The following is a 25,573-nucleotide window of genomic DNA, read 5'->3' on the forward strand; positions in this document are numbered from 1 at the left end:
GCCATGGCGGCATCGCGGCCCCGGGAGACCGGGGCCGCTTCGTTCCGGAGCGTGATGCCCGCGCATGACGCTGGCTGGGGTAATACGGTAAGTTGGCGCATTCCCTCTCTCGCTGCCGGCATGCCGCTCTACCGCTACAAGGCCCTCAACGCGCACGGTGAAATGCTGGATGGCCAGATGGAGGCCGCCAGCGATGCCGAGGTCGTCGCGCGCTTGCAGGAACAGGGGCATCTTCCGGTCGAAGCGGCCCTGGCCGTCGCCGGCGGTGGGCGCAGCCTGGGGCAGTTGTGGCGGCCGAACGCATTCGCGGGCGACCGGCTGGTGCAGTTCACCCAGCAGCTGGCCACCCTGCTGAGTGCGGGCCAGCCGCTGGACCGTGCGCTGGGCATCCTGCTGGACCTGCCGGAGGACGAGAAGGCGCGGCGGGTCATCACCGACATCCGCGATGCCGTACGCGGTGGCGCACCCTTGTCCACGGCGCTGGATCGGCAACACGGCCTGTTCTCGCGGCTGTACATCAACATGGTGCGCGCAGGTGAAGCCGGCGGCAGCCTGCACGACACGCTGCAGCGGCTCGGCGATTACCTGGAACGCAGCCGGGCGCTGAAGGGGCGCGTGGTCAACGCACTGGTGTATCCGGCGATCCTGCTGGTCGTGGTGGGTTTCGCGCTGCTGTTCCTGCTGGGTTACGTGGTGCCGCAGTTCGCGGTGATGTACGAGAGCCTGGATGTCGCGCTGCCCTGGTTCACCCGTGGCGTACTTTGGGTGGGCGCTTTCGTGCGCGATTTCTGGTTCTTGCTGATCGCAGTGCCGGCACTGGCCCTGTTGTGGTTCGACCGCCGCCGCCGCGATCCCGCGTTCCGCGGCCGACTGGATGCCTGGTTGCTCGGACGGCCGCTGGCGGGTCCGTTACTGGCCCGCCTGGAAACGGCGCGGCTGGCGCGCACGCTGGGCACGCTGCTCAAGAACGGCGTGCCGCTGCTGACCGCGTTGGGCATCGCCCGCAACGTCCTGGGCAACCGTGCGCTGGCGGCCGACGTGGACGTGGCCGCCGAGGACGTGAAGAACGGCCACGGCCTGTCGGCGTCGCTCGGCAAGGGCAAGCGCTTCCCGCGGCTGGCCCTGCAGATGATCCAGGTGGGCGAGGAATCGGGCGCCCTCGACACCATGCTGCTTAAGACCGCCGAAACCTTCGAGCAGGAAACCGCTCAGGTGCTCGACCGTATGCTGGCCGCCCTCGTTCCCGCCATCACGCTGATCCTGGCGGCAGTGGTCGGGGTCGTCATCGTCGCCGTGCTGGTCCCGCTGTACGATCTGACCGGCGCCATCAACTGAGTCTCACCGGAGAGTCCACCATCATGTCCCGCATGCGCCCGATGACCGCGTTCCCGTCCCCGCGTTCCCAGCAGGGTTTCAGTCTGCTCGAGATCATCATCGTGCTGGTGCTGATCGGCGGGATCCTGGTACTGGTGGGCAGCCGCGTGATGGGCGGCGCCGACAGCGGCAAGGTCAAGCTGGCGCAGTCGCAGATACAGACGCTGGCGGGCAAGGTCGAAACCTACCAACTGGACACCGGCCGCTATCCGGCGCAGTTGTCCGACCTGGTCACCAACACCGGCAACGCGCCCGGATGGCTGGGACCGTACGCAAAGGAAAGCGAGTTGCAGGATCCATGGAAGACGCCCATCGAGTACCGCATCCCGGGCGAAGCGCAGCGCTTCGACCTGGTCAGCCTGGGCGCCGACGGCAAAGCCGGTGGCGACAGCGTCAACGCGGACATCAAGAACGAATAACCGCGACGTCCGCCTTCGTGGTCCGCCGCGTCGCCATCGCGCACCTGCCGGCCTCGAAGCCTGTCGCCGCGCGCGCGCACGTCGCCGGCTTCACGCTGCTTGAAACACTGCTGGTCATGGCGCTGATGGCGGCGGCGATGCTGCTCGCCGCGATGGCGTTCACCGGTGGCATGGACGGCATGCGGCTGCGGTCGGAATCCAAGGAGATCGCGGCACAGCTGCGCTACACGCGGGCGCGCGCCATCGCGACCGGGCAGCCGCAACTCTTCCGCATCGATCCGCGTGCGCATGCGTGGGAAGCCGCCGGCGATCGTCAGGGCGAGATCGACGGTTCGCTGTCCGTCCGTTTCACCGGCGTGCGCGAAGCACAGGTGCGTGCCGGCGAGGGCGCCATCCTGTTTTTTCCTGACGGTGGATCCACCGGAGGCCGCGTCACCCTGGCCGTGGGCACCGCGGCCTGGAGCATCGATGTGGCTTGGTTGACTGGGGAAACCCGCCTGCTGCGTGACGAGGTGCAGGCGCCATGACGTCGCCGAACCGCCAGCGTGGCTTCACGCTGCTCGAAGTCATCGTCGCCTTCGCCCTGCTGGCGCTCGCACTGAGCCTGCTGCTCGGATCGCTGTCCGGCGCGAGCCGGCAGGTACGCGATTCCGCGGACAGCAGTCGTGCCACGCTGCACGCGCAGTCGTTGCTGGCGCAACTGGGCGCGGGCGAAGTGTTGCAGCCAGGCCGGCAGGAAGGCAGCTTCGAAGGTGACCGCTATCGGTGGCAACTCGACGTGGCCCCGTTCGCCGATCCGCTCGCGGCGCGGGCGCAGCTCGACCCGGGCGCACCACAGCTGCTCGACGTGCACCTGACGATGCGCTGGGGTGACCAACCGGGACAGGCGATGCAGTGGCGCACGCTGCGGCTGGCGCCGCGCGACGTCAACCAGGCGGTGATGCCGTGAGGCGTGCGCACGCGCGGGGCTTCACGCTGATCGAGGTGCTTGTCGCGCTGGTGTTGATGGCCGCCGGCCTGGCGCTGGCGTTTGCGACGCTGCGCTCCTCGACGGAAGTGGTCACGCGCGGCGAGGACATGGCGCAGGCGAGCGAACGCATGCGTGCGGTGCACGGCTACCTGCGCGCACGACTGGCATCGGCGCAACCGATCGTCTTCGCGACCGATCGCGGCACGTTGCGGCAGGCGCGCTTCATCGGTACGCCGCAGCGCATGCGCTTCGTGACGGACCTGCCGGACTACCTCGGCTATGGCGGCCCTTACCTGCACGAGATCGTCGCGGACGATGCGGGACGGTTGCAGGTCGCCTTCTCCGTCGCGCGCCCGGATGCATCGCTGGAGGATGTCGATACCGCGATCCGCGGACAGCGTGCCGAACGCCTCGCCGACGGCATGCGCGCCGTGCGTTTCCGCTATCGCGGACTGGACGCGGACAACCGGCTCGGTCCCTGGCAGGACCGCTGGGAAACCTCGGAAATGCTGCCGTTGCAGGTGAAGGTTGAAATGGAAGCCGTGCGCGGCGGCCGTTGGCCCGACCTGGTGGTGACGCTGGCGCGCAGCGAAGGTGGCGCGGGTGGCGGCCGGCTGCCAGGCGGCACGAATCCGGTGCTGCCATGAAGCACGCCCGCGGTGCCGCATTGTTGCTGGTGCTATGGCTGGTGGCGCTGCTCACCGCGCTGGTCGGCGCGTATGCGCTGACGGCGCGGATGGAGGCGTTGCAGGGGCGCGTCGGCAGTCGTGGCGCGATCGCCCAGGAAATCGCGCGCGCCGGCGTGGAGTACGCCCTGGTGCGCGTGGCCGACCGCAATCCGGAGACGCACTGGCAACCGAACGGGCGACCCTACACCTGGCAGTTCGATGGGCAACAGGTGCAGGTGCGCATCGTCGACGAGACCGGCAAGATCGATCTCAACCAGGCCGACGTGCCGCTGCTGTCGCGGCTGATGCAGGCGCTGGGCGAGCCGGTCGACGTGAGCGACGCGCTCGCAGCCGCAATCGTCGACTGGCGCGATGCCGACAACCTCAGCCAGCCCGTGGGCGGCGCGGAGGATGGCGACTACGCGGCGGCCGGGCGCGATTACGGTGCCAAGGACGCGCCGTTCGAGACCATCGCGGAAGTCGAACAGGTCCTGGGCATGACGCCGGACCTGTATGCGCGCATGGCGCCGTTCCTGACCCTGTACTCCGGGCGCGGGCAACCGGACGCGACCTATGCGCAGGGACCGGTGCTGGAGGCGATGGGGGTGGACGCGGCAGCGTGGCTGGCGCAGCGCAATGCCACCGGCGCTGCCGGCAACCCGCAACTCGTCGGCACCGGGAGCGGCACGTATAGTATCGAGAGCCGTGCGCGGCTGGCCGATGGCCGCGAAGCGTCACTGAGCACGGTGGTGCGCGCGGGTGCCAGCCCGGTGCCGGGTTCGGCCTACACCTTGTTGCGCTGGAAGGAGGGAGCGTCACCACAATGAGCGGCGTACGCGACACCTTGCAGCGGTTCCGGGCACGCCTCGGACCCGGACCCCGCAGCTTCCTGGCGTGGTGGGGACAGGCGCTGGCCACCTGGTTGCCGGCCCGCTGGCGCGTGCTGCTCGGGTTGACCGGCGACCGCCTGCTGTTCCAGCGGCAGGACGACGAAATCGAAATGACCTGGCTGGAAGGGACGCAGCGGCACATGCTCGCGCGCCTGCCCGCCACCGCCACCCCCACTGATCTACAGGCCCTGCTCGGAAGCCGGCTGGCCGGCTTGCCGCGCTGGTGGCTGGTGCCGGCGGGCATGGCCCTGCGTCGGCGGGTGCTGCTGCCCGCGGCGGCAGCGGATCGCCTGCGCGACGTGCTGACCTTCGAGCTCGACCGGCAGACGCCCTTCACGGCGAACGAAGCCTGCTTCGATGCGCGCGTGATGGGCGTGCGCGAGGACGGCCAGCTCGATGTCGAACTGGCGGTGGTCCCGACGGCGACCTTCACCCACGGCCTGTCCCGCCTGGGCGGGTTGGCGGACGGCATGGCCGGTGCGGACCTGGAAGATGCCGAAGGCGGCATCCTCGGCCTGAACCTGTTGCCCGAAGCTGCGAGAACGACCCGGCAGGCGCCGCAGCGCAGCGTGCACCTCATCCTCGCGAGTGTGGCCGTGATGGCGCTCGTGTTCGCCGCGTGGGCGGTGCTGGACAACCGGCGCGCCGCCGCCGACGCGTTCGCGACGCAGGTCGACAGCCGCGCCGACGCGGCGCGCGAGGTGGCCGCGCAGCGTCAGCAACTCGTCGACCTGGTCAACGGCACCACCATCCTCAACCAGACCAGCGCCCGTCGTCCCACCGCGCTGGAAGTGATGGATGACGTTACCCGGCGTCTGCCCGACAACACGTATCTCGAGAAGTTCGCCATCGAAGGCGACCGGCTGACCTTGATTGGCTTCAGTCCGGAAGCCTCGGGACTGGTGGCGCGCCTGCAGGGGTCACCGCTGTGGCGCAATCCCGCGCTGAGTGGTGCGCTGCAGCCGGATCCGCGCACACGCATGGACCGCTTCACGCTGACGGCCGAACTGCTGGGCAAGCAGGACCCGTCGGCCAATCCCCAGGGAGGCGCGAATGCCGCTGGCCGTGACTGACCGCGATCGCTGGCTGGCGCTGGCGCTGCTGCTGGCGGCGTTGTTGCTGGGCTACTTCGTATTCGTGCATCCATGGTGGACGGTGCCGATGCAAGAGGTAGGGGCGCGCGTGGACGAACTGCGCGAGCGCGAACTGCGCATCCGCACCCAGCTGCAGCAGGCACCGCAGGTGCAGCGCGAACTCGCGGCCGCGCTGGCGCAGCAGGCGCAGCGTCCCGGCTTCCTGCCCGAAGCGACGGTGGAGCTCGCCACCGCCGGCCTGGTGCAGCGACTCGAAACGGTCGTCAAGCAGGCCAGCCCCGGCAACCGCAGTTGCGCTATCGCCAACCAGTCGCCGCTGGCGGTCGCGGGCCGCGAGGTCTATCCGCGCGTGGTGGTGCAGGTCCGCCTGCGCTGCGGCGCACCGGAACTGGCGTCGGTGCTGCACCAGATCGAATCCGGCAGTCCGCGCCTGTTCGTCGAGAACCTCAACATCCTTGCGCAGCGATATGCCTTCCAGGCCAGCGAGAGCGGTGCGGGCGGGCTGGACGTGAACTTCGATCTGTACGGCTACCTCAAGCCGTCTCCTGCCGCGATCCAGGAGCCCGCCGGTGCGCGCTGAAACCTGGAACGTGCGTACGTGGCTGCTCGCTGTCGTGGCGGGCTGGGCGGTGCTCGTGGCGCTGCTGGCCTTGTTCGGGCTGGGCAGCCGGATTACGCCGCTGCCTGCCGACCCGTCCCTGGTGCAGGCGTTGCCGCGCCTGCCGGCCACGCCGCCGGAGCGCCTGGGCGCAGTCGAGCAATACGCCGATGTGGCCGCCCGCCCGCTGTTCTCCGAGGACCGCCGCCCCAAGCCCTTCTTTCTGTCAGGTGACGAGGCCGCAGCGCCCGCCTTCGATCTGGTGCTGACCAGCGTGCTGATCACGCCGGCACTGGAGTTGGCGATTGTGCAGCCTGCCCAAGGCGGTGAGGGCCTGCGGGTGAAGGTGGGCGAATCACCCGCCGGTTTCCCCGGTTGGCAACTGACCGAACTGGACCCCCGTCGCGCCGTCTTCGACGGACCGGAGGGGCGTCGCGAACTGGAACTGCGCGTCTTCGACGGTGCCGGCGGACAGCCGCCGACGCCGGTCGCCGGCGTCATGCCGGGCACGGCTCCGATCGCGGTGCCGCCCGCAGCAGCCGTCGCTCCGCCGGCAGCGCCCGGTGGACGCACCACCGGCGGCAACAGCCCGGCGGCGGTCATGCCCACGGCGCCCGGACCACCGCCGCCGGCGTCGACGCCGGTGACGTCGCCCTCGGCCGCCGAGGCGACCGCTCCCACGGCGACCACCGAAGAACAGATGGAAGCCATCCGCCAGCGCATCGAGCAGCGCCGCGCGCAGCTGCGACAGCAGCAGGCGCAACCCACCACGCCGCCGGCAACGCCCGGCAAGACACAGTAGAGTGCCGGCATGACGTTACGTGTGATCCTGTTTTCCCTCTGCCTGGGCCTGTTGGCCGGATGTGCGAGTGCGCCGCGGGCGGACGTGCGCCGGACCACGGGCGCGCCGGCCACCGATGTCGTGGCGGGCAGTGCGCAGACCGAAGGGCTGAAAGAGGGCGAGGCGCCCGTCACCGGACCGCAGGCGCAGATCCGCCGTGGCAACGGGCAGATGATCAACCGCAGTGCGGCCGCCGCACCGGTGCCCTCGCTGGGCGGCGCGAGCAGCGGATCGGCCACCTTCAACTTCGAAGGCGAATCCGTGCATGCCGTGGTGAAGGCGATCCTCGGCGACATGCTGGGACAGAACTACGTCATCGCGCCGGGCGTGCAGGGCACCGTCACGCTGGGCACGCCGAAGCCGGTATCGCCGGCCGAAGCGCTGAACCTGCTGGAGATGGTGCTGGGCTGGAACAACGCGCGCCTGGTCTACAGCGGCGGGCGCTACAACATCATCCCCGCCGACCAGGCCCTGGCCGGCAGCGTGGCGCCGCGCACCGGTCCGGCATCCAGCGCACGCGGCTACGAAGTGCGCGTGGTGCCGCTGCGCTTCATTTCCGCCAGCGAGATGAAGAAGGTACTGGAGCCGTACGCGCGGCCCAACGCGATCGTCAACGTCGACGGCACCCGCAACGTCATCACGCTCGCAGGCACGCGCACCGAACTGGAAAACTACCTGCGCACCGTCGAGATCTTCGACGTGGACTGGCTGTCGGGCATGTCGGTGGGCGTGTTCCCGCTGCAGACCGGTCGCGCCACGCGCGTGGTCGCCGACTTGGAGAAGGTGTTCGGCAACGACAGCAAGACGCCCAGCGCCGGCATGTTCCGTTTCATGCCGCTGGAAGGCGCGAACGCGGTGCTGGTGATCACCCCGCAGCCGGCGTACCTGGACCAGATCCAGCAGTGGCTGGAGCGCATCGATGGCGCGGGCGAGGGCAGCCGCCTGTTCTCGTACGAACTGAAGTACGTGAAGGCGCGCGAACTCGCGCAGCGACTGGCGGAAGTTTTCGGTTCGTCCGGTGGTGGAAGCAGCGGCGACAGCCGCTCGACCGGCGGTGCGGGCAATGTGTCGCTGATGCCGGGGACGGATCCGGTGCAGATCAACGACGGCGGCATGAACAGCAGCGGCGGCACGGTCGACTTCGGCAGCAGCGGCAGCAGCAGTGGTTCGAGCAGTGGCGGCCTGGGCAGCGGTTCGTTGTCGCTGAATCAGCGCGACGGTGGCAACGGTGCGGTCACGCTGGAAGTCGACGGCAGCCGTGTCGGCGTGGCGGCCGTGGAGGAAACCAACACGCTGCTGGTGCGCGCCAGCGCCAGCGCCTGGCACTCGATCCGCGAAGTCGTCGAGAAGCTCGACGTGATGCCGATGCAGGTGCACATCGAAGCGCAGATCGCCGAAGTGTCGCTGACCGGCGACCTGAGCTACGGCGTCAGCTGGTTCCTCGAGCGTGCGATGACCGACAACGGCATCGGCCCGTTCAATCCGCCGGGCGGCGTGCCAGGCGTGAGCGGACCGAGCAAGTGGAGCACGCTGGCCGGCAGCATCGGCGGTGTGGGCGGCGCAGGCGCGGTCTGGACGCTGGTCAAGAACGACGCGGCCGCCGTCATCACCGCGCTGGACGAAGTGAGCGACGTGCGCCTGCTGCAGACGCCATCGATCTTCGTGCGCAACAACGCCGAAGCGACGCTCAACGTCGGCAGCCGCATCCCGATCTCCTCGGTCACGGTCAATCCGGGGCTGGGTGGCGACAGCACCTACAGCCAGGTGCAGTACCTCGACACCGGCATCATCCTCAAGGTGCGTCCGCGCGTGACCAAGGACGGCATCGTGTTCATGGAGATCGTGCAGGAAGTCAGCACGCCCGGTGACGTGCCGGACGAGAACGGCAACGTGCGCATCAACAACCGTCGCTTCAAGACCGAGGCGGCGGTGCAGGCCGGCAACACCGTCATGCTGGCGGGCCTGATCAGCGACACCGCGACGAACGGCTCGGCCGGCATCCCAGGACTGAGCCGGATCCCGATCATCGGTGGCCTGTTCGGCAAGAAGACCACCAGCTCCGAACGCAGCGAAGTGATCGTGTTGCTGACGCCGACCATCGTCGCCAACCCGCAGGAGGCGAACGACCTGACCGACGAGTACGGCAAGCGCTTCCGCGCGCTGGAACCCCTGCAGGCGCCGCGCACCAAGTGACGTCGCCCGCCGCTTCGTCGCTGCCCATCGTCCTGTTGCCGATCGGCAGCGACGACGACGCGCTGGATGCCTGCCTGGGTGCGCTCGATGCCGGCACCCCGGCCGGTACGCGCCTGTGGCTGGCCGACGATGCGCAGGCAGGCCCGCGTGGCCTGGCCATCATCGAGCGCTGGCTTGCGCGCACCCACCTGCAGGCCGACTACACCCGCCGGCCGCGCATGCTGGGCGAGGTCGCGCACGTGGACCAGATGCTGGCGGCCTGCGGCGACGCCGACGTGGTGGTGCTGTCACCGGATGCGCGGCCGCTGCCTGGCTGGCTGCAGCAACTGGCCGCTTGCTTCGCGCGCGATGCCGCCATCGCCACTGCAACGCCCTGGTGCAATGCCGGCGAAGCCGCGGCGTGGCCGCGTCTGGGGGAAGTGAGTCCGCCGCCCTCCGACCCCGAACGCACGGCCCATGCCTGCGCAGCGATGCCGCCCCTGCATCCAGAGCTGCCCGCGGCCGTCGCGCACGCGGTGGCGCTGCGTGGCAGCGCACGCAAGCGCGTCGGCGGCCTCGATGCCGCGAGTTATGGCTCCTGGTACGCCGCGCTGGTCGACCTGTCATTGCGCCTTGCGGGCCTGGGCTGGCGCAATGTGCTGTGCGAGACCGCCTTCGTCGCACGCGGTGGTGAGGGTGGTCCCGCCGATGGCGACATGGATGCCTTGAACGCGCGCTGGCCCACGTTCACGCCGCGGCTGGCGACGTTCCTGATGGATGACCCGCTGCGCGGACCGCGCGAGCGCCTGCATGTGCTGTATGCCGAAGCAGGATCACCGGAGCGCCAGCGTGACCTCTTCGGTTGAGACGTCCGGCATCGCCGCGGTGGTGGTGACGTACCAGAGCGCTTCCACCATCGATGACTGCCTGATGCGGCTGCGGGTGGCGCATGGCGTGCACGAGATCCGCGTGGTCGACAACGCCTCGAGCGACGACACCATGGAGATCGTGCAGCGACACGCGCTGCAGGATGCGCGCCTGCGCTTCATTGCCAATCCGGATAACCCGGGCTTTGCGGTCGGCTGCAACCAGGGCGCGCGCGACACGCACGCCTCTTGGCTGGCGTTCGTCAATCCCGACCTGATGGTGGAGGCGGACACCTTGTCCCGCCTGCGCGCGCACGCTGTCGATGCAGGGGGCGATGCGATGCTGGGCGTCGATCTGGTCGACGAAGACGGCGTGCGCGATGCCGCCGCGCGCCGCCGCGATCCCGTGTTCGCCGCCATGCTGCGTTCGCCCGGCGCGGCGTCGAAGCTGGGTGTGCCAATCGACGACGGCCAGGCATTGCAGCCGGTCGACATCATCTCCGGTGCGCTGATGCTGGCGCCACGCGCGCTGTTCGACCGGATCGGTGGGTTCGACGAGGGTTACCGGCTGCATGCCGAAGACATGGACCTGTGCCGCCGCGTGCGCGATGCCGGCGCACAGGTCGCGGTCGCCAACGATATCCGCGTGCTGCATATCCGCGGTGTGTCGAGCCGTTCGCGGCCGGTGTTCGTGGAATGGCACAAGCACCGCGGCCTGTGGCGCTACTTCCGGAAGTTCGAAGCGACGCAACACGGCGTGCCGACGCGCATGGGCGTGTTTGCAGCGATCTGGTTGCACTTCGGTGCAGTGCTGGCGCGCATCCTGTTGCGCCGTGGCTGACGCGGAGAGCTAGTCGCCCGAAATCTCGTGACCGTGTCCACGCAGCGCCTGCAAGGCCAGGTCCAACTGCGGTTCCTGCACGAGCACGTAGTCGGTATCGAAGGTTGAGATCGCGAAGATGCCAACGCCCGCCACGGCGAGCGGATCCAGCACCGCCTTCAGGATGCCGGTCAGCGCGAAGTCGAACGGACCCTGCAGTTTGAACATGCGCCAGCCGCGCTGGCAACGTACGTCGTCGGGGACATGCGTCTCCTCGCAGACCAGCGACAGCTCGTCATCGGTCCAGCCTGCGTGACGCATGCCGGTGGTCGGCCACCATGTCGGGAGCGGCGACGTGGCCACGAGTTGGGCGACGGCGTAGCGATCAGGCAGCAGCGTCAGGTGTAGCGAAGGCGTCGTCATCGGGGCGTTCCTCAGCCGGGGCGTCCGTTCCACCAGAACAGGGCATTCACCGCCAGCACGACGACGCAGGTGTAGACCAGCGACAGTGGGCCGCCGACGCGCCACAGCTGGCGCGAGGTGTAGTTGGCGGGGCCGACGATCATCGAGATCACCGGGTTCGACGCGGTCATCAGGTTGTTGGAGGCCGACAGCGCCACGATCAGCGCGAATGCGGTGGGATTGCCTCCCGCCGCTAGCGCCAGGTTGATCGCCATCGGCACCATCACGATGGTCGCGCCGACGTGGCTGATGACCAGCGAGAACGCGGTGGTCAGCAGCGCGATGGCGATCTCCAGCACCCAGATGGGGATGCCGTCCGGCAGTCGTTCGACGGTGTGTCCGGCGACCCAGGCCGCCGCGCCGCTGCTGTCCATTGCCCAGCCGAGCGGGATCAGGCCCGCCATCAGGAAGACCGTCTTCCAGTTGATCGCGCCGTAGGCCTCGTCCATCCGCAGTACGCCGGTCAGCAGCATGCCGGCGACACCGGTCATCAGCGTCAGCGCGACCGGCAGCTTGGAGGTCAGCGCGATGATGATGGTGATGGCGAAGATCGTCATCGCGATCTTGAACTTGTGCGGGCGCTGCTCGCCCTTCGGGTAGTCGGTCACCACCACAAAGTCGCGGCTCTCCGCCGCCAGACCCAGGTCCTGCCAGATGCTGTGGAACACCAGCATGTCGCCGGCGCGCAGCTTCTCGTCGCGCACGTTCTCGCGGATGACCTTCTTGTCGCGGTTGATCGCCAGCAGGCTGATGCCGTTCTGCTTGCGCAGGCGCAGCTCGCGCGCGGTCTTGCCGATGAACTTCGAGGTCGGCGGCACCACCGCCTCGGAAATGCCCGCGCGGCTCGGGTTGAACAGATCACCGAAGTGGCGCAGGCGCGAGGACATGCGCAGGAACTGGTTCTGAGCGAAGTCGCTGATGTCCTGTCGCCGACCCATCACGCCCAGCACGCTGCCCACCCAGATGCGCATGTCGGCTGGCGGTGCCAGCCGCGTGTCGTTGCCGGTCTGCAGGGCCAGCATCAGCGGCGCGTCATGCAGCGCCTCGGCCTCGCCCAGCGACATGCCCACCAGCGGGCTTTCGGCACTGACCACGAGTTCGAACACATCGCCTTCGATGCCGTAGGTGTTGGCGAAGTAGCTCTCGGTGCGCGCCGGCGTCACCGGGCCATCGCTGTCCTGGGTCTCGTCCTTCAGCTTGCGGTCGCCGTAGTAGCGGAAATACAGCAATGAGGCGATCACCAGCGCCAGGCCGATCGGCCACGGCGCGAACATGCGCAGCGGCTCCAGCGTGGCCATGCCCGAGGGCAGGTTGTTGTTGGCCGAGACCAGCAGGTCGTTGAGCAGGATCAGCGGCGAGTTGCCCACCATGGTGAACGCGCCGCCCATGACGATGGCGGCGGCGATCGGCAGCAGCAGCCGTTGCAGCGACAGCCCGGTGCGCGATGACAGTCGCGAGGCGACCGGCATGAACAGCGCCATCACTGACGGGTTCTGCATGAAGGACGAGTTGAGGCTGGCGATGGCGGTGGTCATCAGCAGCAGCCGCTGCTCGATGCCATGGCCGCGGCGCAGCAGCCACGAGGCCAGCCGGTTCAGCGCACCGGTACGGTCCAGGCCTGCGCCCAGGATCATGGTAGCGATGATGCTCATCACCGCGTTGCCGGAGAAGCCGCCAAAGATCTCTTCCGGTGCGATCAGCCCGGTGATGCCCAGCACCACCAGCACCACCAGCGCCACCAGGTCGGCACGGATGCGCTCGAACAGGAACATCGCCATCGTGAAGCCGACCAGCCCGAGGACGAGCTTCATGTCGTTGGTCAGCGTCAGCGCGTTTTCCATGTCGCGGTCGGTTTCCTGGTGCGTGCTGCGGTATTACTCGCGGTCGTACAGAAGATCCCACACGCCGTGGCCGAGCTTCTGGCCGCGGGTCTCGAAATGCGTCTGCGGCCGCCAGTCGGGACGCGGCACGCTGCCACGCAGGCCGGCACGATTGGTCAGGCCGGGCGTGGCGTCCAGTACGTCCCACATGTGCTCGGCATAGGCTTCCCAGTCGGTGGCGCAGTGCAGGCGGCCGCCCGGACGCAGTTTGCGCGCGATCAGCGCAGCGAACTCGGGCTGCACCAGCCGGCGCTTGTTGTGGCGCTTCTTGTGCCACGGATCGGGGAAGTAGATGCGCACTTCGTCCAGCGATCCGTCGGCCACCTCGTGCTGCAGCACTTCCACCGCATCGTGGTGGTAGATGCGCACGTGGTCGCTGCCGTCTTCGGCCAAGGCGTTGAGCAGCCGGCCGACGCCGGGGGCATGCACTTCCAGGCCGATGTAGTCGCGGTCCTTGTCGTGCGCCGCAGCGAAGCGCAGCGCCTCGCCGTTGCCGAAGCCGATCTCCAGCACGCGCGGCGCGGCGCGGCCGAACGCCGCGTCGTAGTCGCGCAGCTCGCCGGTGTAGTCCAGTCCGAAGCGCGGCCACTGCGTGTCGAAGGCGCGCTGCTGCGCTTCAGTGAAACGGCCCTGGCGCAGCACGAAGCTGCGGATTTCGCGCCGGCCTTCGCTGATCGTGAACGGCTTCGGCGGTGTCTTGGCGCCAGGACTGGAAAACGGATCCGTCATCAGCCGATCAGACCATCAATCGGGCTGGAGGCCGAGGCATTGCGCTTGCGCGGGATGCGGCCGGCCAGGAACGCTTCACGGCCGGCTTCCACCGCCTTCTTCATGGCGCTGGCCATCAGTACGGGATGCTTGGCGCCGGCGATGGCGGTGTTCATCAGCACGCCGTCGCAGCCCAGTTCCATCGCGATGGCCGCATCGGACGCAGTACCGACGCCGGCATCGACCAGCACGGGGACCTTGGCGTTCTCGATGATTTCCAGCAGGTTGTACTTGTTCTGCACGCCCAGGCCGGAACCGATCGGCGCGGCCAGTGGCATGACGGCCACGCAGCCGATCTCTTCCAGGCGGCGGGCGAGGATCGGGTCGTCGCTGGTGTAGACCATCACCTGGAAGCCGTCGGCCACCAGGGTCTCGGCGGCGGCCAGCGTCTGCACGACATCGGGGTAGAGGGTCTTCTGGTCGCCCAGTACTTCCAGCTTCACCAGGGTGTGGCCGTCGAGCAGTTCGCGGGCCAGCCGGCAGGTGCGCACGGCGTCGGCGGCGGTATAGCAGCCGGCGGTGTTGGGCAGCAGGGTGTATTTGTCCGGCGGCAGCACGTCGAGCAGGTTGGGCTCGTTGGGCGACTGGCCCAGGTTGGTGCGGCGGATGGCGACGGTGACGATTTCGGCGCCCGCGGCCTCGGTGGCCAGGCGGGTTTCCTCGAAATCCTTGAACTTGCCGGTGCCGGTGAGCAGGCGGGAACGGTAGGTCTTGCCCGCGATCACCAGCGGGTCATGGGGGGCAGTGTTGGACATGCGGCGATTATCGCCCATGTCGCGCCGATGCGTCCCGCCAGGAAAGATACGGGCTGGTGCTCAGCCGCCGCCGAGCGCGTGGACGATCTCGACGCGATCGCCGGTCTGCAGCACGTGCAGCGCGTGCTGCCCGCGCGGAATGATCTCGCCGTTGACCTCGACGGCCACGCGGCGCTCGGCCAGACCCTGCAACTGGAGCAGGGCGGCGAGTGTGCTCTGGTCCGGCAGCGCCTGCGGCTGCCCGTTCAACTGGATATCCATGGGGCCATTGTCGCCCATGGCACGACTTGCCGCATTGCAGCGTGTGCGCTGGCGGGCTTGGTGGAACGATGCGCGCCATGCGCAGCCGTACGGCAGATCCGGCGCGCAGCCCACCTTCCTTTGCCCCGGAGATCCCATGAAGCGTTCCTTCTCGCCCGTCCGCTCGCTGCTGGCCGTTTCGCTGGCGCTGGCGGCCGCGCCCGTCCTGGCAGCCGACAACCCGTATTCCCAGACCGTCTTCTTCGGCGACAGCCTCACCGATTCCGGCCATTTCCGCCCGGCCTTGGTGCAGGCGGTGGGACCCTCCGCCGGCATCCTTGGCCGCTTCACCACCAACCCGGGCCTGGTCTGGTCCGAATACCTGGCCGAGTACTACGGCACGGGCGCCACCAGCGCCAACCAGGGCGGCACCAACTTCGCGGTCGGCGGTGCACGCGTGGGCACCAGCACCTCGGGCGCGCTGGGTCCCATCCCGTCGATGACGGCGCAGCTGACCAGCTATCTGTCCGCGAACGGCGGGCGTGCCGATTCCCGTGCGCTGTACACCGTCTGGGGTGGCGCGAACGACCTGTTCGCCATCACCAACGCCGGCGCCGACCCGACCACCACCATCGGTGCCGCCGTCACCGCGCAGGTCGGGATCATCGGCACGCTGCAGAACGCCGGTGCGCGCTACATCCTGGTGCCCACGGTGCCGGACCTGGGCGTGACCCCCGCCTTCCGCGCGCAGGGTGCGGCCGCATCCGCGGCCGGCACGCAGCTGTCCTCGACCTACAACGGCGCCCTGTTCGGGGCGCTCAACACCGCCGGCCTGCGGGTGATCCCGCTGGATACCTTCACGCTGCTGCGCGAGATCGTCGCCAGCCCGGCCGAGTACGGGTTCGGCAATGTCACCGGTACCGCCTGCAATCCGCAGATCACCGCGTCCTCGGTCACCTGCAGCCCGCTCAACTACGCATCGCCGAATGCGGCCGATGTGTATGCCTTCGCAGATGGCGTGCACCCGTCGTCGAAGGCCCACGGCATCCTGTCGCAATACGCGCTGTCGGTACTCGAAGGGCCGCGCCAGATCGCGCTGCTGCCGTACACGGCGTCGGTGCACGGTCGCGCGCGCGCTGACCGCGTGGCCTCGCACGTGGCGGGCAAGCCGGACGCCGATGGCATGCGCTGGTGGGGCGACGTGCGCGGCGACTTCCTGCGCTATGACGATGGCGATCTCTACGACGGCGCCGGTCCCATGGGCACGTTCGGCGTGGACTGGTCGCGCGGCTCCTGGGTCTACGGTGTTTTTGCCGGCTACGGGCGCGCGAAGTACGACTTCGGCCTGCGCCGCGGCAGCTTCGACGAATCCGATGCCACCCTGGGCGGCTTCGCCGGCTGGTATGGCGATCACCTGTGGGCGAACGCGCAGGTCAGCTACAGCTGGATCTCCTACGACATCGATCGCGAGGTGCAACTCGGCAATGCGACGCGTCGCCACAGCGGCTCGCCGGACGGCACCAACCTGACCGTGGGCGCGAGCGCGGGCTATGAGTTCGGCGAAGGCGCCTTCCGACATGGTCCGGTGGTGAGCGTGTTGTCCCAGACCATCGAGATGGACGGCTACAGCGAGAGCAACGTCAACTCGACCGCCCTGGCCTACGCAGACCAGGACTTCGACTCGCTGATCGGCAGCGCCGGCTGGCAGGTCAGCTACGCGATCAACGATCACCTGGCGCCGTACGCCCGCCTGACCGTGGACCGCGAGTTCGAGGATCCGGCGGCCGAAGTGTTCGCCCAGTCGTTGTCGATGCCGGGCACAGCGCCCTACGCGGTGCCGGGGCTGGATACCGACGACAGCTACGGCACGCTGCTGCTGGGTGCGCGCACCAAGCTGTTCGGGTTCGATGCCAACCTCGGCGTCAACACCACGGTCAACCAGGGCGGCGGTACCAACACCACCGCCTTCATGACCCTGAGCGGCGGCTTCTGATGCACGCCGGGCAATGCGGCGCCACGTGCGGGCGCCGCATTGCCTTGCCGCACGCCGCGGCATAGACTCGCGCCATCGTGCGGGTGTAGTTCAATGGTAGAACTGCAGCTTCCCAAGCTGCTAGCGTGGGTTCGATTCCCATCACCCGCTCCAGATTTGGCAAAAACACACGCAAGTTGTTGAACGCGAACGTGTTTTAGCTGGCGAAACGATCCCTCGAACGAGCCTCCCAAGGTATCGTTTGAGGTATCGTTTTCATGCCCAAGCCCTATTTCCTGGCGCGCCGAAGTGGCCTGTATGTCCGCTTCCTGGTGCCGCTGGATCTGCGAGATGTCGTTGGCTCTCGTTTCCTTATTCGGACACTCAGATCGGCCCGCGGCGACCGCGCACGGTTCGTCGCAGCGACGCTGGGTGTGGCACTCTCTGAGGCGTTCGCTCGGATGCGAACGGGGGTGGGGATGGTCGATGTCAAAAAGCTCCTAGAAAGCGCCCAACGGGCCGCGGAGTCAGGCGAGGATCGGCCTTGGACGGCGTCCAACGTCCGGGTGGGCGGTGTCGACTTCGGCAATGTGCAGACGACCGGCCGAGAGGACACCCTCGACTTCATCGAGGCCATGAAAGCGGCCGATCAGATGGTGGCCAAAGCTTGGGCGGCGACCAGCACGTCTCCTTCGCCCGCAGCCACAACGCCACTGCTCTCGGTCGAGATCGAGCGTCATCTCAAGGCGCTCAAACGACGCAGGATTGCCAAGGACACCATCACCGAAAGCAAGCACAGCCTGCGCCTTCTGATTGGAATTGTGGGGGACCTGCCGGTCGGCTCGATCAAGCGCGATGAGATCGCAGCATTCTGGGAGGGAGTTCGCTGGTGGCCCGCCAATGCCACCGTCAAACCGCAATACCGGGGTCTGTCGGTGCAGGAGATCATTGCCAAGGGACAAGCCGAGGGCGTTAAGCCCCCTGGCGGCTACACATACGTCAAGCACAGTCAGCGCCTGGGACTATTCTTTAATTCCCTGGTGAAGGACGACATCCTGATTAAGGCGCCGCATCTGGGCAGGCAGGCTGATCCCGACCGCTCGACCGATCCGAACACGGGCCGGCCTTTCACTGATGCAGAGCTGGCCCAGATCTTCGATCCCGAGCACTTCGTGCCATGGGCGTCAAAGTATCCACATCGGTTTTGGGGGCCGATCCTCGGCCTTTACACCGGTGCCAGGGTCAACGAGGTAGCGCAGCTCTATATTGACGACGTCAAGCAAATCGATGGCGTCTGGGGACTGTTTTTCTGGAAGCAGCATCGCGCGCAGAAGATCAAGACCAAGTCCTCCATCAGGTTCGTCCCTCTGGCAAAACCTGTGCTCGACGCGGGCTTTCTTCAATTCGTCGAGGACATGAAGGCCACGGGGCACCCAAGACTCTTCCCGCACCTGCCTGCGGGCACGGGCAAAGATGGTGAACCCAACGGACTTGGGTATGGACGGCAACTCAGCCGGCAATTCGCGGCGTATCTCAAAAAGTTCGAGATCGAAAAGGGCACAGCGTTCCACGCTTTTCGCCATACCTTGTCAACGAAGCTTGCCGAAGCAATGGTGCCGACGACGACGATCGCACAGATTACTGGGCATGCGCGCAGGCAAGAGGTTCCCACGCTCGAAAAACACTACATCCATATCGCTGATGTCAAGACCCTACCTGAGCGTGTTGAAGCATTAAGAAAATTCGAAGGACCTAGCATTATGTTGTTGGGCAATGATCAGCGAATGTTCGCACCAGGTTCGATCGGTAAGCAGGATTTTCACCCCTGAAAATAAGTTTGCGGCAGGGCGAGGAGCGTTTCAATTGACTGATGAAGCCAGAAGAAAAATGGCGGGACTCTGGGAGAGCGGCATATCCACGGCGGTGCGCGACTTGCAGTGGCTTTATGGTGGTGCCTATGGGCCCGAGACTCAGCTGACGATCGATGGACTCGCAGAGAAAGCGCTGGGTGACTCGTTTGTGCATGCGAACGATCGTGTCTTCTTGTTCGAGCTGAAAGCAACTGCGGGTGATCGATCTGTGGAGTGGAGTAAGGATGGGCCGAAGCTGGCATTCAAGTCGCTTGCACGCTCAATCGAAGAATTCTCCACTCTCCGACTTAAAGAACGGCAAGCAGTGTTGACGCAACTGGATCGATCTCATCGCGGTCATCACTTCGTCTACTGGCGAAATGATCCTGGTCAACGTGGATTGAATTTGAAGACCGGAGGCCTGCTGTTCGAGCCCTATCTTGTTGCGAGTGCGGAGGCGATGACCATGGAGGAGATGTGCCCAGAGCTCGCGAAGGCAATAGTCAAGCAATACAAGCTCGGAGAAGTAGTGGTAGATGAAGACAATAGCGAATTTCGTGAGATAGCCGCGCCATCCCTGGATCGCCTGTTTACTGGCGAAGCTTGCGCAGCAAAATTTGATAGAAAAGGAAAAATCGCAAACCTTGGTGAGCTAGGCCTCGATGTGGGGGCAATGGACCTATACGTCAGCTGGCTGATTGAAAAGAACGATGATAAGGATCTCCCGATTGACGGCATCATTTGCTCGAGAGATGGAACGTTTTATCGGAAAATCTCGCGCGTCTCTCACATCCTAGCTGCGCTGCGCGATCTGAACACAGAGCCTCAATCAAGCCTTGCGGGCCGGACGGTCAAGCGCTCTCACGAGAAGCCAGGTCTTTCTCAACCCATTCCTGGAAGTCTGCTTCGATTTGGGCCCTCTCATCGCGCAAGGCGTTATCGCCTTGGGGGCTGATTGAGAGTCTCCAATTTCGATAGATATTCACGGCATCGCTGGCGATTTCTCTTGCACGATTTGGATTTTTCCGGACAAGCGCCCTAGTAAATGCAGCGACCCAGATGTCGTGTTCGATCATGGTTTTTGTTCGGCGCATCAAGCCTCTCCCGGTCTGCCTTCGAACCTAAGGGGAGCGGGGGAGCTGTCAAGGCGCTGTTGTGCCAACCGAAGTCTTCTTCTCTATGGCAGCACGCGCATCTGCCTGGCGACGGATGCCCTAACCTGACCAATGACATCCAAGTTTGCAGAACCTTCGTCCTTGGCCAGCCACTCTTTGGCTACGGCCAAGGGGCGCAGCCTTTTCTGAACGAGTAGCGGCGTTGTTGGCCTTCGGCATAGCAGGATCGGTCAGCTGAGCCACGCGACGGGGGTCTCTGGAAGCTTTGAGATCGGCTGTTCGCCGCCCTGGCAGTGGTCCACTTGGACTTCTTGTTTTTCTTCCTCAAATGAGGGAGGATTACCGGAAGCCCGGCCCTGCCTTGGAGTTCCAATGACCGCCACCAATCCCGTCGACGTCGCCAACCGTTTGGAGGCGATGGGTCTGAATGAGGCTGCCCTGCGGGAGGCCGTCAATCAGGGTCATTTGCAGCGAACCCGCCTGACCGCCAACCACCCCATCATCTACCACGGCTTGAACATGTGGGGGGAAATTGTCGCGGCGTTGCGGGACCAACTCCGGCCGTTGGATTGGGTGCGTGAGGATATCGGCAGCTATGCGCTGACCGTCAATGAAGACTTGAAATTGGCGATCACGGTTGCATCGGGCGACGAAGCGACTGGTAATCCGGATGCCCATCCCACCAATCGCTCCCGTAAGGGGCGAAACACCGTGGATGCGATCGAGGCCAACCGGCAGTTCGAGCTGTTTGAACAGATGCCTCCTGCGACGACTGACGAAGACGAAGGCAAGCAGACCTGGGTGCTCATGCACCACACAGACATTGCACGTGGCGAAATCCGTGTGGAGTTGTCGCGCCCGTTGAGTATCGGCAACGACGGCAAGATCAACCAGTGGGCCGAGCGCATCATCTTGGCCGCCATACCGTTTGACGATCAGCTGATTGAGATCTATCCGCCCAGCGGACCGGACATCGACTTCGACATCCAGCGCAAAGCATAACGAGGTTGTTATGTTCAACCCGTTGCGATTGACCCTGGCGCGAAAGCGCCGAGGGATGAAGAAACGTGAGCTAGCTGAAAAGATTGGTCTGACGGAAAAGTCGGTTTCGAATTACGAAGCCGGCTCCCAAGAGCCAGAAAGCACAACCCTCAGCAAGCTATCAGAAGCGCTTCGGTTCCCCGAAGCGTTCTTCTTTGGTGATGATCCTGAAGTTCCCACGCCCGACGTCGCCAGCTTCCGTTCTCTCTCAAAAATGTCTGCGCCTCAACGCGACTCCGCGTTGGGGGCGGGTGCGGTTGCCCTGTTGCTAAACGACTGGATTGAGTCTCGCTTCCAACTGCCTGATCCAGATGTTCCCGATCTGGGCAGGGAAGGGGGATCGTCCCATGGTATGAGGGGTGATCGGATATCGAAGGAATCCGAACCTTATCCAACGCGTGCATCCGCCCAGGACCCTGAGGCCGCAGCCGGAATGCTGCGCGCCCATTGGGGTATTGGTGAGCAGCCCGTCAAAAACATGATCGCATTGCTCGAATCCAAGGGTGTGCGTGTTTATTCCCTGGCTATCGACGCCAAAGAAGTAGATGCCTTTTCCATGTGGAAGGGTGGTCGTCCGTTTGTATTTCTGAACACCTTCAAGTCCGCCGAACACTGTCGCTTTGATGCGGCCCATGAATTGGGCCATCTTGTGATGCACCAGCATGCGCAGCCGCAAGGCCCTGACCTTGAAAGGGAGGCCAATGCGTTCGCCTCTGCCTTCCTGATGCCAAAGGCAAGCGTGCTGGCTCTTGCTCCGAGGTCAGCCACTGTGCCAAGTCTTATTCGGCATAAAAAACACTGGCTGGTATCGGTCGCTGCATTGAACTATCGACTGCATGCACTAGGCCTTACGAGCGACTGGACCTATCGAACGCTTTGCATCCAGATCGCACAAGCTGGTTATCGAGGAAAGGAGCCCGAGAGCATCAATCATGAGAAGTCCCTCGTTTTGGAAAAGGTGTTCACAGCACTTCGGGATGAAGGTCTAGGGAAGGCAGACGTAGCAAGGCAGCTGGCCATCCCGCCAGAAGAAATCAACGAATTGACCTTTGGGCTGATGCTCAATGCACTCAAAGGTGGTCGCAGCGCTGATGCTGTTCCAAAGGCCAGCCGGGCAAACCTGCGCCTGGTAAAGGGCTAAAAGTAGCCAAATTCGGCCTTCCCATTAGACACTTGCACTTATTAGTAGCGGTTGCCTTCATCGACTTTATTTCCGAGACTTATCGTGAGCGTGAGGCCAAGCCATAGCACAGCTTGTCTTACGCTCTGCGACTGACCTTTGCCATCCTTGTGCAATGGCCTCTCTCCTAGTTCCATCACCCGAAATAACCCGACTCTTGGACGATGAGACCGGGAAGCCGGTGGATGCCCACCAGGTGGTGGGAACCGATCGGGACCAAGTCATGGTGCTTTACAAGGCATTGCACCTGTCCCGAAAGACGGGAGAAGGGCAGCTGCTTTGTGCTCTATGTGGTGTGGCGGTCTACCTGTGCTCAGCTCCTGATCGCCAGCACTTCTACTTCAAGCACTTCCATGAAGACGGCAGCTGCCCTGCGGTCACACGACAACGGCTGAATGAGACCCAGATCAATGCTCTGCGCTATCACGGCCAGCGCGAGAGCAAACGGCACATCCGCATCAAGAACTTGGTCGCCGATAGCCTGAGACTGGATCACCAGTTTTCCGAACCCACAATTGAGGGCACCTGGAAGGGTCGTGATGGCAAGGAGTTCCGGCGCCCGGACGTCCGTTCGACCTTCCGCGAGCAACTCGATGTAGCGTTTGAGGTCCAGTTGTCAACGACCTTCGGCCGTGTCATGGCTGAGCGGGAGGTCTTCTACAAATCGGAAGGCGCGCTGCTTACTTGGGTGTTTGGCGAGTTCGATCTCGACCATGCGCGATTGATGATGGAAGTGATCTTCGTTAACAACAATCGCAATGCTTTCGTGGTCAACGAGGCGACGTGGCTGGCTTCGCAGGACGCCGGAACCTTGGTCATGGAATGTCATTGGGCACAGCCGACGCGCCATAAAGACAGCATCATCTGGACTCGGCAGAAGCAGCTCGTCCGCTTCGATGAGCTGACTATCGATCAAGAGCGACAGCGGGCGTTCTATGTCGATACCGAAGCACTGGAAGGGCAGCTGCAAGAAGAGATTGATGGGCCACCGCTGTGGAAGCGATTTGAGGACTTCTGGCTCACCTATGAGGCATTCGAGGGTCGGGTGCGTCCCGATGTAGACACGGTCGATCGCCAATGGGAAGACTTGCGCCAGAGGTTTAACAGGGAGGGCGCCCTTCTTCCTTCCCGCCATGACTTCAAGTTTGTCGGCATAATCAGGTCAATTTTCTTGGCCAAGCTAGGCAAGTCGGTGGGCTGGAAATACCAGCAGTTTTGGCCAGCAGCACACCATGTCCCAGACGCAGAAAAGCCGAGTCTTTGGTTGTTTGTTGACGCTCTTCAACACTATGGTCGCTTGGCTGGTATCGAGCAGCAGGACACCAAAGGTCGTTGGGCTGAGAAGATGGCGAAGTGGGCCGAAGGGGTAGCATCTGAAAGCTCTGACTACCAGGAAGAGCACCGTTTCGATAGCGCACTTCGTCTGGCATTCCCCGAGCTTGCCGAGCTCATTCCTGAGCTCGAACAGTTTACCGAAGACGATCCGCCACCCTTCTGATGGGCTTGCTTTGAGGTGGCATCCGGGCCACGTCCGCTGGTGCTGGCGAACATCCGACATTCGGATCACTTGGTGGTCAGCGTCCAAGGCCGCCGAGCCATCGTCCTCCCCGTAACGTCGCCGCTCGCACCGCGCTATTGCTGCCCACGGCGAAGTGCAAGGAGGAATGGAGATACCAATTCGTCATTTTATCCCTGCTGCACTGGCGCCCGTCCCGTCTGGCGCAACTTGTGTGCTGTTGGGTGCGACCAAAACCGAGGGGTGGTCGTGCCAAGGGAACAAGACCATCCGCCAGAGCGTCCACCATAGCGACATGATCCCAGCGTTCTGCAATTCTCGGTCTGACATCAGTCCATGGCAGTAAGAATTGCGTAGATTGAAGCCTTCGGGTTCAGTCAGAAGAACTTGTAATTCAAAGACAAGATTCTTACCGAAGAAGCGCTCTGCTTCTGGCATGTCGAGTAGCTCGCCTAATGTCTTCTCGTGCTGTGTGCCGTCTTCATTCATGCCTGTGGTGTGTGTTCCAGACCGTTTTAGCTGCGCTCTCACAAAAGGTTCTATCGCAGGAATCAGATAGACGGATGCGGCCAGCCAATCATCAATGAAACCAGAGAATAGACCACGAGCTAAGGTTTCCGTTTGTCCGACGGGTGTGATGGGTGATGCTTCCACGATCTCTTTGATTGCATGAAACGAAGGCTGATAAGTGGTGTAGAGAGTATCCGCAGCACGCGAAACCATGATCGACGATCGCATCGGAATATCGGTCTGGCTAGCATCACTGATGGCATATAAGCGCACCGAGGTGGGATCATTGAGATCAAGTGGTGGTCGTTGGGAAACAACCATCCCTTCGGAGTTGACGTGTGTTGCTGTGAAAAGGCTAGACAGCGGATGCTTCGCGAAGTTTAGCCGCACGCGTTCTTCGATCTCTTCGACATTCAGCCATTGTCCTGCCCGATAAGCCATTCGGAGCAATGCAGAGAAGAAGTCGGGGGCCGAAAGTTGCTCGTCGATCCACTTCACCCAGTCGCTTACATCGGTCTTTGCGGAGATTTGGCCATAGTGATCCAAAGAAGCGCGTTCGTAGGTCGCTAGGCGGTCTCGCAGCTCCTGGATGCGTGATGGATTCGCCTTGGCTTTTCGAAGAAGGCTGATCGCCTCTGTCATATGCATGGGGCCAAGCATCGGCTGATGCTCAGCGGCAAGCTCTGCGGCACGGGCCATGGCTTCTCCTTGGGCCATGATTGAAGCGGTCGCTTCTTGCCGCTTCCCTAGGCGTTGATTGAGACGATGTGCTTGCGCATGCCAACGCGCCGCCTCCTGAGGGGACTCAGCCTCCAAGGCGAGCGCCTTGGCTTCAATTTGGGGCAGGATGGCCTCGCATGCATGGCGGTTGCGACTGATTGCCTCGTCGCAGAGGCGGAAAACCAAACCAGGCCAGTTCTTTTCGATGGAATGTGGTATCTCATCGAGGATGACAGCCCAGTATCGATCCCATAGCGCATGGTCTTTCTTGGCGTAGACCCACAGCAGCACCAAGCTACGTTGGAGTTCATCGAGACCGCCGATCGCGTGTTCGGTCCCGAACACCGAAGCGATATATTCAAGGTAGGCGTCCACGGCCAGCCGTCCCAGGCGCCAGTCGGGCGGCGTGCTTCCATCAGCCGTAACCGCGAGATCGGAGAACCTAGCCCGCAGCCATGGAGAGGGCGCGTCCTGGGCGGCCCGCGCGAGGAGTGCCACGTCGTGTTCACCAAGATCTTCCATGGACATGCTTCGGCCTTCTCTGGACTGGAAAACGGGTCCAAAGGGTGCATGGGACGGGTGCCGCAGATGCATGGAGATCGCACCGCCCAGAACTTGCATGGCTTGGGATTGAAGGGGCAGTCCCTCGCCCTCTAATCGTCTCGCCTGCTGGAAGAACTTGCTGGCCAGCCCCCAAGGGGCGGAGCCATCTCCTTCCTCGCCGACCAGGGAGACCCAATCGAGTGCCGCGTAGCTTGCATCGTCAAGAGGCTCTTGCAGGACAGGCATAGGTTCTCCCAGGGATCATTAGTATCCAGCCAGTTCACGCCCTGGCAGTCACAGCCCGGTGGG

Annotated in this window: 24 protein-coding genes and 1 tRNA gene; 19 read left to right on the top strand and 6 right to left on the bottom strand. The window is 64.6% G+C overall.

Translation table 11 applies throughout. The annotated features are described in order from the left end of the window. Positions 1-120: 120 nt before the first annotated feature. The 12 genes from IB225_RS10315 to IB225_RS10370 all read left to right on the top strand — a co-directional run bounded on the left by IB225_RS10315 (position 121) and on the right by IB225_RS10370 (position 10,733). A complete protein-coding gene (locus tag IB225_RS10315) occupies positions 121-1,335 on the top strand; it encodes a type II secretion system F family protein (RefSeq protein ID WP_192311864.1) in 1,215 nt (404 codons plus the stop codon). Positions 1,336-1,358: 23 nt separating this feature from the next. Then, positions 1,359-1,793 carry a type II secretion system major pseudopilin GspG gene (gene gspG, locus IB225_RS10320; RefSeq protein WP_192311166.1) on the top strand — a complete coding sequence of 145 codons (435 nt, stop codon included), beginning with the start codon at positions 1,359-1,361 and terminating at the stop codon, positions 1,791-1,793. Positions 1,794-1,909: 116 nt separating this feature from the next. Beyond that, positions 1,910-2,320 carry a GspH/FimT family pseudopilin gene (locus tag IB225_RS10325; RefSeq protein ID WP_192311865.1) on the top strand — a complete coding sequence of 137 codons (411 nt, stop codon included), beginning with the start codon at positions 1,910-1,912 and terminating at the stop codon, positions 2,318-2,320. Then, positions 2,317-2,742 carry a prepilin-type N-terminal cleavage/methylation domain-containing protein gene (locus IB225_RS10330; RefSeq protein ID WP_192311167.1) on the top strand — a complete coding sequence of 142 codons (426 nt, stop codon included), beginning with the start codon at positions 2,317-2,319 and terminating at the stop codon, positions 2,740-2,742. Before IB225_RS10325 ends, IB225_RS10330 begins: the two co-directional genes overlap by 4 nt. Then, the gene (locus tag IB225_RS10335) at positions 2,739-3,410 is read left to right on the top strand and encodes a prepilin-type N-terminal cleavage/methylation domain-containing protein (protein ID WP_192311168.1); all 672 of its coding nucleotides are present in this window, start codon (positions 2,739-2,741) and stop codon (positions 3,408-3,410) included. The genes IB225_RS10330 and IB225_RS10335 overlap by 4 nt, the downstream gene beginning before the upstream one ends. Then, positions 3,407-4,258 (top strand): general secretion pathway protein GspK, encoded by an 852-nt coding sequence (locus IB225_RS10340; RefSeq protein WP_192311169.1) that lies wholly within the window; start codon positions 3,407-3,409, stop codon positions 4,256-4,258. The genes IB225_RS10335 and IB225_RS10340 overlap by 4 nt, the downstream gene beginning before the upstream one ends. Further along, positions 4,255-5,394, top strand: a complete 1,140-nt coding sequence (locus IB225_RS10345) for a PilN domain-containing protein (RefSeq protein WP_192311170.1) — start codon at positions 4,255-4,257, stop codon at positions 5,392-5,394. Before IB225_RS10340 ends, IB225_RS10345 begins: the two co-directional genes overlap by 4 nt. Next, positions 5,375-5,995: a type II secretion system protein GspM gene (gene gspM, locus IB225_RS10350; RefSeq protein WP_192311171.1), complete on the top strand. Its 621-nt coding sequence runs from the start codon at positions 5,375-5,377 to the stop codon at positions 5,993-5,995. Before IB225_RS10345 ends, gspM begins: the two co-directional genes overlap by 20 nt. Next, entirely contained in the window at positions 5,985-6,815 is an 831-nt protein-coding gene (locus IB225_RS10355; protein ID WP_192311172.1) for a general secretion pathway protein GspN, read from the top strand. The genes gspM and IB225_RS10355 overlap by 11 nt, the downstream gene beginning before the upstream one ends. A 9-nt stretch (positions 6,816-6,824) precedes the next feature. Further along, positions 6,825-9,047, top strand: coding sequence for a type II secretion system secretin GspD (gene gspD / locus IB225_RS10360; RefSeq protein WP_192311173.1), 2,223 nt, complete (start codon positions 6,825-6,827; stop codon positions 9,045-9,047). Further along, positions 9,044-9,892: a glycosyltransferase gene (locus IB225_RS10365; RefSeq protein ID WP_192311174.1), complete on the top strand. Its 849-nt coding sequence runs from the start codon at positions 9,044-9,046 to the stop codon at positions 9,890-9,892. The genes gspD and IB225_RS10365 overlap by 4 nt, the downstream gene beginning before the upstream one ends. Then, positions 9,876-10,733, top strand: a complete 858-nt coding sequence (locus tag IB225_RS10370) for a glycosyltransferase family 2 protein (protein ID WP_345776610.1) — start codon at positions 9,876-9,878, stop codon at positions 10,731-10,733. Before IB225_RS10365 ends, IB225_RS10370 begins: the two co-directional genes overlap by 17 nt. Before the next feature lie 9 nt (positions 10,734-10,742). Here the strand turns inward: IB225_RS10370 and IB225_RS10375 are convergent, their stop codons facing one another. Genes IB225_RS10375 through thiS form a run of 5 tightly spaced genes read right to left on the bottom strand, consistent with a single transcriptional unit; the run spans position 10,743 to position 14,838 of the window. After that, complete coding sequence (locus tag IB225_RS10375) at positions 10,743-11,135, bottom strand: ACT domain-containing protein (protein ID WP_192311176.1); 393 nt, start codon at positions 11,133-11,135, stop codon at positions 10,743-10,745. Positions 11,136-11,146: 11 nt separating this feature from the next. Next, positions 11,147-13,015: an SLC13 family permease gene (locus IB225_RS10380; RefSeq protein ID WP_192311177.1), complete on the bottom strand. Its 1,869-nt coding sequence runs from the start codon at positions 13,013-13,015 to the stop codon at positions 11,147-11,149. Positions 13,016-13,048: 33 nt separating this feature from the next. Beyond that, positions 13,049-13,783 carry a tRNA (guanosine(46)-N7)-methyltransferase TrmB gene (trmB, locus tag IB225_RS10385; protein ID WP_192311178.1) on the bottom strand — a complete coding sequence of 245 codons (735 nt, stop codon included), beginning with the start codon at positions 13,781-13,783 and terminating at the stop codon, positions 13,049-13,051. Next, on the bottom strand, positions 13,783-14,577 hold the full coding sequence (locus tag IB225_RS10390; protein WP_192311179.1) for a thiazole synthase: 795 nt from the start codon (positions 14,575-14,577) through the stop codon (positions 13,783-13,785). The genes trmB and IB225_RS10390 overlap by 1 nt, the downstream gene beginning before the upstream one ends. A 60-nt stretch (positions 14,578-14,637) precedes the next feature. Beyond that, positions 14,638-14,838 (bottom strand): sulfur carrier protein ThiS, encoded by a 201-nt coding sequence (gene thiS, locus IB225_RS10395; protein WP_192311180.1) that lies wholly within the window; start codon positions 14,836-14,838, stop codon positions 14,638-14,640. A gap of 169 nt (positions 14,839-15,007) precedes the next feature. Here thiS and IB225_RS10400 point away from each other — a divergent pair, with 169 nt between their 5' ends. The 7 genes from IB225_RS10400 to IB225_RS10430 all read left to right on the top strand — a co-directional run bounded on the left by IB225_RS10400 (position 15,008) and on the right by IB225_RS10430 (position 23,473). Continuing rightward, positions 15,008-16,810, top strand: coding sequence for an autotransporter domain-containing protein (locus IB225_RS10400; RefSeq protein WP_192311866.1), 1,803 nt, complete (start codon positions 15,008-15,010; stop codon positions 16,808-16,810). A gap of 79 nt (positions 16,811-16,889) precedes the next feature. Continuing rightward, positions 16,890-16,963: transfer RNA gene (locus IB225_RS10405), tRNA-Gly, on the top strand. Between the two features lie 104 nt (positions 16,964-17,067). After that, positions 17,068-18,618: a site-specific integrase gene (locus tag IB225_RS10410; protein WP_192311181.1), complete on the top strand. Its 1,551-nt coding sequence runs from the start codon at positions 17,068-17,070 to the stop codon at positions 18,616-18,618. A 34-nt stretch (positions 18,619-18,652) separates the two neighbouring features. Next, positions 18,653-19,594, top strand: coding sequence for a hypothetical protein (locus tag IB225_RS10415; RefSeq protein WP_192311182.1), 942 nt, complete (start codon positions 18,653-18,655; stop codon positions 19,592-19,594). 532 nt (positions 19,595-20,126) lie between these two features. Then, positions 20,127-20,756 (top strand): hypothetical protein, encoded by a 630-nt coding sequence (locus tag IB225_RS10420; protein WP_192311183.1) that lies wholly within the window; start codon positions 20,127-20,129, stop codon positions 20,754-20,756. 10 nt (positions 20,757-20,766) lie between these two features. Then, positions 20,767-21,936 carry an XRE family transcriptional regulator gene (locus IB225_RS10425; RefSeq protein ID WP_192311184.1) on the top strand — a complete coding sequence of 390 codons (1,170 nt, stop codon included), beginning with the start codon at positions 20,767-20,769 and terminating at the stop codon, positions 21,934-21,936. Positions 21,937-22,132: 196 nt separating this feature from the next. Next, positions 22,133-23,473, top strand: a complete 1,341-nt coding sequence (locus IB225_RS10430; RefSeq protein ID WP_192311185.1) for a DUF6035 family protein — start codon at positions 22,133-22,135, stop codon at positions 23,471-23,473. A 183-nt stretch (positions 23,474-23,656) separates the two neighbouring features. Here the strand turns inward: IB225_RS10430 and IB225_RS10435 are convergent, their stop codons facing one another. Continuing rightward, the gene (locus tag IB225_RS10435) at positions 23,657-25,510 is read right to left on the bottom strand and encodes a DUF4209 domain-containing protein (protein WP_192311186.1); all 1,854 of its coding nucleotides are present in this window, start codon (positions 25,508-25,510) and stop codon (positions 23,657-23,659) included. Between the last annotated feature and the right edge of the window lie 63 nt (positions 25,511-25,573).

This window comes from Pseudoxanthomonas sp. PXM02, from assembly GCF_014851805.1.
Classification (GTDB): domain Bacteria; phylum Pseudomonadota; class Gammaproteobacteria; order Xanthomonadales; family Xanthomonadaceae; genus Pseudoxanthomonas_A.